The 12,137-nt window shown below is 73.9% G+C and carries 10 protein-coding genes; 7 read left to right on the forward strand and 3 right to left on the reverse strand.

The features are described 5' to 3' along the window. The first annotated feature begins 12 nt into the window (after window positions 1-12). From ACFC0G_RS24300 to ACFC0G_RS24320, 5 genes are all read left to right on the forward strand, one after another. Window positions 13-300: a hypothetical protein gene (locus ACFC0G_RS24300; RefSeq protein WP_376406596.1), complete on the forward strand. Its 288-nt coding sequence runs from the start codon at window positions 13-15 to the stop codon at window positions 298-300. A 59-nt stretch (window positions 301-359) separates the two neighbouring features. Further along, window positions 360-1,973 carry a reprolysin-like metallopeptidase gene (locus ACFC0G_RS24305; protein WP_376406598.1) on the forward strand — a complete coding sequence of 538 codons (1,614 nt, stop codon included), beginning with the start codon at window positions 360-362 and terminating at the stop codon, window positions 1,971-1,973. 275 nt (window positions 1,974-2,248) lie between these two features. After that, window positions 2,249-2,557: a hypothetical protein gene (locus ACFC0G_RS24310; protein WP_376406601.1), complete on the forward strand. Its 309-nt coding sequence runs from the start codon at window positions 2,249-2,251 to the stop codon at window positions 2,555-2,557. Between the two features lie 132 nt (window positions 2,558-2,689). Beyond that, on the forward strand, window positions 2,690-3,604 hold the full coding sequence (locus ACFC0G_RS24315; RefSeq protein WP_376406603.1) for a hypothetical protein: 915 nt from the start codon (window positions 2,690-2,692) through the stop codon (window positions 3,602-3,604). Between the two features lie 149 nt (window positions 3,605-3,753). After that, complete coding sequence (locus ACFC0G_RS24320) at window positions 3,754-5,136, forward strand: tannase/feruloyl esterase family alpha/beta hydrolase (protein WP_376406605.1); 1,383 nt, start codon at window positions 3,754-3,756, stop codon at window positions 5,134-5,136. A gap of 76 nt (window positions 5,137-5,212) precedes the next feature. Here the strand turns inward: ACFC0G_RS24320 and ACFC0G_RS24325 are convergent, their stop codons facing one another. Together ACFC0G_RS24325 and ACFC0G_RS24330 are read right to left on the reverse strand one after the other, a co-directional pair. Next, the gene (locus ACFC0G_RS24325; protein WP_376406607.1) at window positions 5,213-5,758 is read right to left on the reverse strand and encodes an MOSC domain-containing protein; all 546 of its coding nucleotides are present in this window, start codon (window positions 5,756-5,758) and stop codon (window positions 5,213-5,215) included. 99 nt (window positions 5,759-5,857) lie between these two features. Beyond that, a complete protein-coding gene (locus tag ACFC0G_RS24330; protein WP_376406609.1) occupies window positions 5,858-6,967 on the reverse strand; it encodes a fatty acid desaturase family protein in 1,110 nt (369 codons plus the stop codon). A gap of 369 nt (window positions 6,968-7,336) precedes the next feature. On the opposite strand from ACFC0G_RS24330, the gene ACFC0G_RS24335 reads away from it, so the two are divergent. Together ACFC0G_RS24335 and ACFC0G_RS24340 are read left to right on the forward strand one after the other, a co-directional pair. Beyond that, entirely contained in the window at window positions 7,337-10,258 is a 2,922-nt protein-coding gene (locus tag ACFC0G_RS24335; protein WP_376406778.1) for an SNF2-related protein, read from the forward strand. Continuing rightward, a complete protein-coding gene (locus ACFC0G_RS24340; protein ID WP_376406611.1) occupies window positions 10,255-11,637 on the forward strand; it encodes an SWF or SNF family helicase in 1,383 nt (460 codons plus the stop codon). Before ACFC0G_RS24335 ends, ACFC0G_RS24340 begins: the two co-directional genes overlap by 4 nt. A gap of 24 nt (window positions 11,638-11,661) precedes the next feature. Here ACFC0G_RS24340 and ACFC0G_RS24345 read toward each other — a convergent pair whose 3' ends face one another. Further along, window positions 11,662-12,123, reverse strand: a complete 462-nt coding sequence (locus tag ACFC0G_RS24345; RefSeq protein WP_376406613.1) for a nuclear transport factor 2 family protein — start codon at window positions 12,121-12,123, stop codon at window positions 11,662-11,664. Between the last annotated feature and the right edge of the window lie 14 nt (window positions 12,124-12,137).

Raw genomic sequence — 12,137 nt, forward strand, 5'->3', positions numbered from 1 at the left:
ACCGGCGCGGGCGTGCGCGTGACGGAGGGGGACGCGACCGAGGACTTCGGGGCCGAGCACGTCAGGGGCCGGGTCGCCCGGGTCGTGCCCGCCGCGCTCGCCCCCGTGTGCGGCAGCGGCTACGGCAGCGAAGTGACGTTTCCTCTCTTCGGCGACGTGACCGTGCAGGCCGTCGAGGAGGCCCGCTCGATGGTCGGCTCCACCCTCGTCTGGCACGGGACCGTCGCCGGCACCGTCGACCAGAACGTCGTCGCGACCCTGGACGGCGGCTGCGACAAGACGCCCGGCAACGAGATCTGAGCGCCCAGTTCCTGCTGGGCGGTGACCTCTACGCCATCGAGCCGCTGGCGCCGGGCCGGGTGAGGATCGCTCAGCTCACCCCCCTCACCGACGAGGACGAGCAGCCCACCGGTGCCCCGCCGGCCGCCGCGATCGCCGCGGAGGCCGTCCCCGGGAAGAAGCCCGCGGCCGCGGCCGAGGACGACACCCGGGCCGCGCCCGAGTCCGCGGCCTCGCTCACGGCAGCGGCCGCCGCCTGCAAGGGGTACGCCCTCATCGACACGCTCGTCGGATACACCCCCGGCGCCCGCACCGAGGCGGGCGGCGACGCCCAGATCAAGGCCCTCGCGACCAAGGGCGTCACCCTCGCCAACGACGCCTTCTCCGCGAGCGGCACGAAAGTCCGGCTGAGGCTGGTCGGCACCACCCTGGTGACCGTGCCGGCCGCCAAGGACGGCGTCACCAACAGCCTGCTCAGCGCGCTCGCGCTGCCCACCGACGGCGTCGCCGACAACGTCCCGCAGCTGGGCGACCAGTACGGCGCGGACCTCGTCTCGGTCATGGCCGCCGGCCGCGCGGCGGGCGGGCTGGGCTACGCCCCGCCCGACCCCGGCCCGTCCACGGCCGCCTGGGGCTACAGCGTCGTCGGTCGCGGTGCCATCGGCAACTACTCCATGGGCCACGAGATCGGCCACAACCTGAGCGCCGACCACGACCGCGTCACCCAGCCCGTGCAGCCCGAGAACGGCGCCACCGGGTACTTTCCCGCCAAGGGCGCCTGGTCGTCCCTGATGGCGTACGAGTCCAGCTGCCGCAAGGCGACCAAGGGCGCCTGCACCCGGATCAACCACTTCACGAACCCGAAGCAGACGTACCGCGGAGAGCCGATCGGCATCCCGATCGGCAAGCCGAACCAGGCCGATTCCTCCGACGTGCTGAGCAGGACCGGCGTCGCCGTCGCCGCCTACAGCGCGGCCAAGACCCCGGACGCGCTGTGCGCGGTGACCTCCTCGGTCTCGCCCGCGGGCGCCGGCACCGTCGAGGCCGCCTTCCCCGGCCCGTCCCCGCAGGGCACCACCACGGTCCACTCGGCGGTCGCCGCCAAGGGGTACGTGTTCAGCGGCTGGAAGCTCGACGGCAAGGCCGCCAAGGGCGGGGCGACCGGATTCCGCGTGCCGGCCGGCGACCACACCCTGGTGGCGGTCTTCACGAAGGGCACCACCCCCACGTCGACCGTCACCACCAAGACCAGCGGCAGCGGCACCGTGAAGAAGGCGCCCGCCAAGCGTGCCGAGCAGGAGGGCGCCGACCTCCTCTACGAGGCCGTGCCCGCAGCGGGCTGGGACTTCGCGGGATGGCGGCTCGACGGGTCGAGCGCGGGTGACGACGACACCGTCGCGATCGACGTCGGCACCGAGGACATGGAACTCGCCGCGGTCTTCGAGCAGCGGCGTCACGCCCTGAAGGTGGAGTGCGGGGGCGGCAGAGGCACCGTCTCGCTCTCGCAGGACGGGCCGTACTCGGACGGCGACACCGTCGTGGCCACGGCGGTGCCCCACCCCGGGTACGTGTTCGTGGACTGGCTGCTCGACGGAGAGCCGTACGGCGGTGACGAGGACCGGTCCCTCGGCGAGACGGCCCTCACCTTCGAGGAGGAGGGGCACACCCTGACGGCGGTCTTCGCCCGCGCCTAGGGGGTGTCTTGTCGATCAGGCCGGATCAGGGAGCGGCGTCTGGTGCCGTGCATCGCAAGGCGGAGGAGGGAGTCGACGCGGAGCGTCGGCGACCGACGACAACGCGGCGAGGCGCGGTGCCAGACGCCGCGAGCCCGGCCTGATCGGCAAGACACCCCCTAGGCAGTTCCCTGATCGCTCCTGACCGGAACCGTCCCAACGCGCCCTTCTGTCCCGGCACTTCGCTGTCTACGGTGGAGGTGCCGGGCAGTCGTGCCCGGGAGAGGCGGCGGGCGATGGCACGTGTTCCGGAACGACTGCGCAGACTCCTCCCCGCCGCCCGGCGGGCTCCCGGGGCCGCCGCGCCCGCGCCGCCGCGCGCCCGGCAGGGCCACAACCTCTTCGAGGCGGCGGCGGAGTACGTGGCCGCGTGCGCCGAGGACGATCCGGCCCGGGCGGAGGAGGCGGCGAGCCGGGTCTCCCCCGGCGCGCTGTCCTTCGGCGTCAACGAGCTGGCCTGCCGGGCGCTCATCGCCCTCGCCCGGGAGCGCGGCGAATCGCCGACCACCGTGGCCCGCTCGCTGCTCGGCCTCCGCGACGCCTGAGGGATCGCCCCCGAAGGCCCCCGGAGGATCCACCCGGGGGCCTTCTCCGAGGGGGATCTCTCGCTCGTACACCCTCGACGCGCGGGTTACTCACTGGTTAAGGTGCGCCGACTACCAGATGGGGAGGCTGCCGTGACCGGGACGGACCCGATCGCCGAGGCGCGCACCGCCGGAGACGGCGGGGGTGACGCCGATGCCGACGCGCTGTTCGTGCTGACCGCGGCGCTGCTGACGCCCGCGAGCTTCCCGAGCGTGCTCGGTGACGACTATCCGGCCGCCTGCGCCGCGCTGGGGCTCCAGCCCTACGCGGACGGGTACGGGCTCGTGTTCGGCCAGGACGGCCTCGGCGCGCGGTGGACGGTCGTCGTCGACGACGTGTCGCTCGTCGCGGTGGCCATCTCGTCCTGGGACTGCGGCATGGCCTACGACCTCTCCCCCGACGAGAACTCCGTGGTGGCCGGGCTGCCGGGCTGGCCGCTCGAGGTGGTCAGCGCCGCACCCGGCGTCCCCGCACCGCACGACCCGGAGCCGGAGGAGGGCGATCCCGCCCCGCTGGTCCCGCCGTCCGGCGACGTGTGGGGCCCGGTCCAGCGCCGGCTCGGTGCGGACGAGGTGGCGCTCCGGTGGGAAGCCTGGCGTGCCCAGGTGGAGGACGACGCCCCGGTGAACGACGACACCAAGGGCGCCGGGACGCCCGGGCCGGGCGGCGCGACGTCCAGGCCGGGCGCCGGGACATCCGAGCCGGCGGAAGCGAGCGGTTCCTCCGTACCCGACCCGTACGACGGTGTACGGAAGGCCCTGCGCGAGCTCCGCGGCTATCTGGAGGAGGCGCCTCCCGTGGGACGGGTGCGGTCGCAGTCGACGGCGGAGGACGGCGCCCGTCTCGTTCGCGCGGACGGCCCCGGCTGGTCGTTCGTGGCCCGGACCGACGACATGGCCTTCGTCCTCCTCGACGAGCTGCCGCGCGAGGTGCTGCCGGTCTCCAGGGGCCCGGAGCTGCCCGCGCTCCTCGACGCGCTCGACGCGATGGCCGTCCGCACGTCCTGAGCACGTCCTGAGCACGCCCACGCCAAGAAGTACGCCTCCCACATGGGACAACGGCCATAGGTGTGGCCCCGGACCATGGTCCGGGGGTGGTGGTGCGCCGCACGATATGGCGCCGCACCCCCTTCCCGTCGTCCCCACGGAGGCTCACCATGCGCCTGCACCCAGGCGTTTCCCTGTTCACCACACTGCTGGCGGGGCTCACCGTCCTCGCCCCCGCGAGCCCCGCCGGAGCCGGAACGGAGGCCCCGGCCTCCGCGCACTGCGCGCGCCAGGAACGGCTCCACGTACCGGGCGCCGAGCACCAGAGGTCCGCGTGCCTGGCCGATCTGACGACCGCGGGGCTCGCCGGTACGCCGTACACCGACATGGCCGACCAGGCCGGTCTCGCGGCGAAGGCGACCCGTAACCCCTCGGGGGTGCCCGGCGTCCAGATCGACGGCTACTTCCCCGACACCTCACGGCTCAACGCCACCCACGGCTGGGCCCACGACGCGCAGTTCGTGATCCGGCTGCCCGACGACTGGAACGGCGGGCTCGTCGTCACCGGCGCGCCCGGCAGCCGGCGCCAGTACTCCACGGACGCGCTCATCTCCGACCGGGTCCTCGCCCAGGGATTCGCCTACACGGCCACCGACAAGGGCAACACCGGCCCGGACTTCTTCACCGACGGACGGGCCCCGGGCGACGCGGTGGCCGAGTGGAACCGCCGGGTCACCGAGCTGACGCGGGCGGCCAAGAAGGCCGTACGGCAGCGCTACGGCCATGCCCCCGCTCGGACGTACATGACGGGCATCTCCAACGCCGGGTACCTGACGCGCTGGCAGCTGGAGAACCGGCCCGAGCTGTACGACGGCGGGGTCGACTGGGAGGGCGTGCTGTGGACCGCGCACGGCCCCAACCTGCTGACGAGCCTGCCGGTGACGGTGGCCCGCTCACTCGGCCAGGCCTCCGACGAGGACCTGGTCGAGGCGGGTTTCGCGCCCGGGTCCCGTTTCCTCTGGCCGTACCACGAGAAGGCGTACTGGGGGCTCACGCAGAAGATCTTCCGGGCCGAGTTCGACCCCTCGTACGACCCGGCCTGTCCGGGTGCCACGGCCGGGCGGACGGTGGAGGAGATCTTCGCGGCCTGTGCCTCGGACGCCTCGTACGACTATGCCTCCCGGCCCGCGTCCGTCCACCGCGCGGTCGCGAAGGTCGCGCTGACCGGTCGCATCGGCAAACCCCTCATCACGCTCCACGGCGACCTGGACACCCTGCTGCCCATCGCCACCGACTCCGACGTGTACGCCGGGATGATCGACGCGCGGGGCCGGGGCGGGCTGCACCGGTACTACACAGTGCAGGGCGGGACGCACACGGACGGCCTGTACGACACGTATCCGGACCGGTTGCGTCCGATCCTGCCCTGCTACCGCTCCGCGTTCGACGCGCTCACGCGCTGGGTCGAGGAGGGTACGCCGCCGCCCGCGGACCGTACGATCGCGCGGCCGGCAGGCGGTGACGTCGTCGACTCCTGCGCCCTGGAGGAGTGACTGGGACCGACTGAAGTCTGACGGAGGTCTGACTGAGGCCTGAAGAGCGATCGACGAGCGCGGTCAGGTAACGCGGTCAGACCATCTCCAGGGGGCGGTGCGGTCCCTCCGGCAGCTCGGCACGGATCGTGTCGCCCGGCCGCACCTCCCCGCCGGTCAGCACGATGCCCATGATGCCCGCCTTGCGGACGACCTCGCCGTTCTCGTCACGGCCGAGGACCTGCTTGAGCAGGCCGTGCTGGAAGTTGTCGATCTGCGCGCACGGGTTGCGCAGTCCGGTGACCTCGACGACGGCCTCGGCGCCCAGGTGGAGCCGGGTGCCGGTGGGCAGGCCGAGGAGGTCGATCCCGTGGGTCGTGACGTTCTCGCCGAGGTCGCCGGGGGCCACCTCGAAGCCCGCGCCCGCCACGTCCTCGAAGAGCTCGGCGTGGATGAGGTGGACCTGCCGCAGGTTCGGCTGGGACGGGTCCCGGGCGACGCGCGAACGGTGCTTGACCGTCACTCCCGCGTGGACGTCGCCCTCCACACCGAGGCCCGCCAGGAGGGTGATGCCCTCCCGGTTGGGCTTGGTGAACGAGTACGTGCCGTTGCTGCTGACCGTCTGGACGGTGCCGCTGCTCATGCTGAGGAGCTCCCCTTCTCCGCTACCGCTCGGTCGTGGCGAGCGGTGGATACACCTCACCCGAACCGATGATCACCTCGCGTGTGACCACCTCAGACCCTACTCGGCGCTCTCCGCCCGCTCCGCGCGCAGGGGCTCGCCCACCTCGTGCAGGTGCCCGAGGGCCTGGCGGTACGACTCCACGAAGCCGGTCTCCGTGTACGGCACGCCCAGCGCGGCGCAGTGGGCGCGTACGGCGGGCTGGGCCAGTCGGAGGTGGGGGCGCGGCATGCTCGGGAAGAGGTGGTGCTCGACCTGGTAGTTGAGTCCGCCGAGGAACCAGTCGGTGAGGGCGCCGCCGCGGATGTTGCGCGAGGTGAGCACCTGGCGGCGCAGGTGGCCCCAGCTGTCGCCGTCGGCGTGCTCGTCCGGGCGATCCATGCCCTTGTGGTTGGGGGCGAAGGCCATGCCCAGGTGCACGCCGAGCAGCATCTGGTGGAGGAGGGCGAAGACCAGCGCCTGAAGGGGGTTGAGGAAAGTGAGCAGCAGGGCCGCGTAGCCGGCGAAGTGGGTGAGGAGCAGGGCGCCTTCGACGAGCCGCTCGCGCCGGGTGCGGCAGGGGCCGTCCTTCTCGAGGAGGGACCGGACTCCGTACACCTTGAGGGCGATGCCCTCCAGGGTCGTCAGCGGGAAGAACAGCCAGGCCTGGTGGCGGGTGAGGAAACCGTGCAGGCCCGTACGGCCCGCGGTCTGGTGCTCGGCGAAGACGAGGATGTCGGCGGCGACGTCCGGGTCCTTGTCGAGGTGGTTGGGGTTCGCGTGGTGGCGGTTGTGCTTGTCGTTCCACCACTCCCGGCTCATGCCGAGGAGGAGGTTGGCGTGGACGAGCTGGATGACGCGGCTCGCCCTGCGGTCGGCGGTGATCTGGGCGTGGCCGGCGTCGTGGCCGACGAAGGCGGCGCGGGCGGAGAGCAGCGCGAGGGGGACGGCGAGCGGGAGCGCCCACCAGGAGGAGCCGATCAGGGCGAGTCCGGTCACGACGGCGGCGATGCCGAGGAGGTTGACGACGATCCCGCGGGCGTACCAGCCGGGGCGGTGTTCCAGGAGGCCCTGCTCCCTGACCGTCCGCAGGAGCGGGGAGAACTCGCTGCCGCCCCTGGCGCGGGCGGGAGCCTTGGCTGTTGCCTCGGCGGGGGCGGGCGCCGGGGGCAGGACGGTGGCCTGGGACATGGCGGGCTCCGGTTTCTGTGGGTCGGGGTTCGAGCGGTGGGCGCCTCCACTGAAACTACGGAGAGGTGATCGTCGGGGGCCATGGCGTCACCACCCGTCCACGTCAGGGGGCGCGCAGGGGTGCCGGGGTGGGGTGAACCCCACCCTCTTGGGGCGCGATACGACTGTGGCGTGGATCACGCGTGCGGCGGACGCGTCGAGGTGGTGACTTCAGGTATCCTCGGCCGCTCGGTCGCCAGGTAGTCAAATTTGAGGAATGCGTTGTCGCTGTCGTACGGACCTGATGATTCCGCCCACGAACTCACCCTCCGCCCCGCCGTCTTCCTTCCCGCCGTCTTCCTTCCCGCCGACCCGCCCCGAGCGGGTCGGATCGCCTTCTGGTCCCCGGAGGGCGACGCGCTGCCGGACGGCGTCGTCTCCACGAACACCGAACCCACGAACACCGAAGTCACGACCACCGAGCTCACGGTCGTGGACGGCGACAGCCTCCGGCCCGTGACCGTCCCCGCGCACACCCTCTCCGTACGGGACGCACTGCCGCTGCTCGCCGGAGCCCGGTTCGCGGACGACGCCTCGCCCGCCGCGGCGTTCTGGGGCGCCGCGACCCTCCTCGCCCTGGACCTCGTCGCACGCGGGCTGCTGCTGCCCGGTCTGACCCCCGGCGACCACGACGCGTGGCGGGCCGGGCCGCTCGGCCCCGAGGAGCTGGCGCGTCTGCGCACCCTCGCCGCCTCGATGCCGCCGAGCGCCCACGCCGTGCCCCTCTCCCCCGACGAGCCGTTGCTGCTGCCCGAACCCGAGGCGCTGCTCCGGGCGTTCGCCGACGCGGTCGCGGACACGCTGCCGCGGACCCCGGCGGCGTCCCTCGCGGCCGGCGGGCCCGCGTTCGCGGCCGACGCGCCGCAGTCCGTCCCCGAACAGCGGGCCTGGGCCGCCGACGTGGCGGCGGGTCACGACGCGGGCGTGCGACTGTCGCTCCGGCTCGAACTCCCCGGCTTCACCGCCGAGTCGCGTGAGGCGCCCGCCTTCCGCGCGGTCCTCCAGCTGCACGGCGTCGCCGACCCGACGCTGGTCGCGGACGCCGCGGAGGTGTGGGCGGGGTCCGGCGCGACGGCCGGCGCGTTCGGCCCCCGGGCCCGGATGGACGCGCTCCTCGCACTCCGGCGCGCCTCCCGTGCCTGGCCGCCGCTGGCCCCGCTCCTGACGGCGGCCGTGCCCGACACCGTCGAACTCGCCGACGAGGAGGTCGCGGAGCTCCTGGGCCCGGCGGCCCGGGCCCTCGCGGCGACGGGCGTCCAGGTCCACTGGCCGCGCGAGCTCGCCGACCGGCTCACCGCCCGGGCGGTGATCGGCCCGGCGGCCGCGGAGGACGAACAGCACGGCGCGCGCCACGGAATCGGCGGCGGGCCCCTTGCGGACGGCGACACGCCGGACGGAGGCGACCGGACGCCGGGCGGGAGCCACGACACGCCGGACGGAGCGCGCGGCCCCTTCGGCGGCGCCCTGCCCTCCCTCCTCTCCGCCGACGCCCTGCTCGCCTTCAACTGGCGCTTCGCGCTGGGCGGGAACGAGCTGACCCGGGCCGAGCTCGACGGGCTCGCCGAGGCCGGGCGCCCCCTCGTCCGGCTGCGGGACCGCTGGGTCCTCGTCGACCCGGCCGAGGTACTCCGGGCCCGTTCCCAGCAGGACCGCAAGGTCACGCCCGTGGACGCCCTCTCGGCCGTGCTCACCGGCACGACCGAGATCGACGGCCGCCCCGTCTCGGTGGCCGCGTCCGGCTGGCTGGAGCGGTTGCGGGAGCGCCTCGCCGAACCGGAGGGCGACCGGCCCGAGGTCGAGCAGCCCGCCGCGCTCGCCGCGACCCTGCGCGACTACCAGCTGCGCGGGCTCGACTGGCTGCACCGCATGACCTCCCTGGGCCTCGGCGGCTGCCTCGCCGACGACATGGGCCTCGGCAAGACGATCACCGTCATCGCGCTCCACCTGCACCGGCAGACCGACCCCGCCTCCGCCGGGCCCACGCTGGTCGTCTGCCCGACGTCGCTCATGGGCAACTGGCAGCGCGAGATCGAGAAGTTCGCGCCCGGCACGCCGGTCCGCCGCTTCCACGGCGCCACGCGCGACCTGGAGGACGTCACCGACGGCTTCGTCCTCACCACGTACGGCACCATGCGGCTCGACAGCGAGCGGCTCGCGGCGCGCGGCTGGGCACTGCTCGTCGCGGACGAGGCGCAGCACGTCAAGAACCCGTACTCGGCGACCGCGCGTGCGCTGCGGACGATCGGGGCACGCGCGCGCGTGGCGCTGTCCGGCACCCCGGTGGAGAACAACCTCTCCGAGCTGTGGGCGATCCTCGACTGGACCACTCCTGGCCTCCTCGGCAGTCTCGGTGCCTTCCGTACGCGCTTCGCCGCCGCCGTCGAGGGCGGCGGTGATCCGGCCGCCGCCGAGCGGCTCGGCGCGCTGGTCCGCCCGTTCCTGCTGCGCCGCCGCAAGTCGGACCCGGGCATCGCACCCGAACTGCCGCCGAAGACGGAGACCGACCGGACCGTCTCCCTCACACCGGAACAGGCCGGTCTGTACGAGGCGGTGGTCCGCGAGACCCTGGAGGCGATCGCCGCCGCCGACGGCATGGAGCGCCGCGGGCTCGTGATGAAGCTGCTGACCGGTCTGAAGCAGATCTGCAACCACCCGGCCCAGTACCTCAAGGAGGACCTGCGCCTGAAGAAGGACCGGCCGAGGATCGAGGGCCGCTCGGGCAAGCTGGAGCTGCTCGACGAACTCCTCGACACGATCCTCTCCGAGGGCGCGAGCACCCTGGTCTTCACCCAGTACGTGGCGATGGCCAGGATCCTGGAGGCGCATCTCGCGGCCCGGGGCGTGCGGGCGCAGTTCCTGCACGGCGGTACGCCCGTCGCCGAGCGCGAGGCGATGGTGGCGCGGTTCCAGGACGGGGAGGTCCCCGTCTTCCTCCTCTCGCTGAAGGCCGCCGGCACCGGGCTCAACCTCACCCGCGCCGAGCACGTCGTGCACTACGACCGCTGGTGGAACCCGGCCGTGGAGGCGCAGGCCACCGACCGCGCGTACCGGATCGGTCAGGACCGGCCGGTGCAGGTGCACCGGCTGATCGCCGAGGGCACGGTCGAGGACCGGATCGCCGCCATGCTCGACCGCAAACGGGAACTGGCGGACGCCGTTCTCGGGACGGGCGGGGACGCCCCACCGGAACTGACCGAACTGACCGACGCGGAACTGGCGGAGCTCGTACGACTGCGAGGGGACGGACGATGAGCGGGTACGGACACGGACACGCGGGCGGACACGGGGGCGGGGACGACGAGCGGACGTTCGCGGCGCTTCCGCCGGCCAAGGGCGCGGCGTTCGCCAGGACCTGGTGGGGCCTGGCGTGGCTCAAGGCGCTGGAGGACACGGCGCTCGACGGCCAGCAGCTGAAGGCCGGACGCCGCCACGCGCGCGCGGGCGCGGTGGGCGCCGTGTCGGTGCGGCCCGGCCGCATCACGGCCATGGTCAAGGACGGCGACGGTACGGCGCACCGCAGCGACGTGCTGGTGCGGGAGTTCTCCGAGGACGAGTGGGAGCGGCTGCTCGACCTGGCCGTGGACAGCGTGGGGCACATCGCGGCGCTCCTCGACCGCGAGATGCCGCCGCACCTGGTGGAGGACGCGGCCGTGGCGGGCCTCGACCTGCTGCCGGGGATCGGCGATCTCGATCCGGAGTGCGGCTGCGAGGCGTGGGACCACTGCCCGCACACGTCGGCGCTCTGCTACCAGGTGGCGAGGCTGCTCGACGAGGACCCGTTCGTGCTGCTGCTGATGCGGGGGCGCGGAGAGCGGACGCTCCTCGACCAGCTCCAGAGCCGCAGCGCGCGGCGGGCCGCGTCGCCTGCGGTGCGCGGCGGGTCCGGGAAGGGAACCGGGAACGGGGACGGGTACGGGAACGGGTACGGGGACGGGGCGGAGGGTCCCGGGGGCATGCCGGGCGTGTCGGCGGTGGAGGCGTACGCGGCGCGGGACATCCTGCCGCCGCTGCCCGCCCCGCCCACGCCCCTGTCGGCACCGGGCGAACCGCCCTCCCTGGACTCGGAGACGGATCCGGAGCCCGGGGTCGATCCGACGGCGCTGGAGTTCCTCGCGACGGACGCGGCGGCCCGCGCGCACCGGATGCTCCTCGGGGCGCTCGGGGGTGGCGGACGGGAGCTCGTGGAACCGTCACTGACGGTCGCTCAGGACGCGGTGCGCCTCGCGGCGGGTTCTCCCGCGTCCTGGATCACGGCGCGGCTGGCGGCCGGTTCGGGCCGGTCGCGGGCGGATCTGGACGCGGGCACGCGCGCGTGGCGGTTCGGCGGGGGCGCCGCCCTCGCCGTACTGGAGGAGGAGTGGACGCCGGACGCCGAGACCCTCGCCCGGGCCACGGCGCAGCTCGCGGAGGCCTGGGAGGACGGCGAACGGCCGGTGCTGCGGCGGACGGCCGGCGGGCGCTGGACGGTGGTGGGCACGGAGGCGCAGCTGCGGCTCGGTGCGGACGGCCGCTGGTGGCCGTACCGGAAGGCGGCCGGCCGCTGGTCCCCCACGGGCCCGGCGGACCGCGACCCGGCGTCGGCCCTGGCCACGGCCCTCGCGGCCGACGTCTCCGGCACGGACGTCGCCTAGACGAACGGGTCCGAGGTCCGGGCCTCAGCGGCGGTCGCTGAGGCCGGCGACCACGGCGGTCAGCCGATCCATGGCGTGCGCCACGCCGAGCCCGTCCATGTAGTCGCGGACATGCACGATCTGGCCGTCGCGGACCCTGATCACCAGGAGGCCGGGAAAGCTGAAGGACCGGCCGGTCGTGGTCACGGTCCCGGTGACGACCTGCTCGACGGTGATCACTTCGGAGTCGGTGCTCTCGTGCACGACGACTTCGCGGATCTCCTGCGGTTGCGCCGGGCTTGCGCCCCAGGCCGCTCGGTAGCCCGCGCGGACCTGTTCGCGTCCCTGGTAACGCGGAGGCATGCCGGGGAAGAGGAACGGGAACTCGTGGACGGCGTCGAGCGCGTACAGATCGGCCAGGTCGTCCGCGGACTTGTCGAGCATCGCCCGCTGGTAACGGGCCAGGACCTCACGCGGGCCGGGAGTGGCCGAGGTTGTGTCCGGCATGGTGGTTGGGCTCC

The sequence above is a fragment of the Streptomyces sp. NPDC056169 genome (assembly GCF_042268445.1).
Lineage (GTDB): Bacteria > Actinomycetota > Actinomycetes > Streptomycetales > Streptomycetaceae > Streptomyces.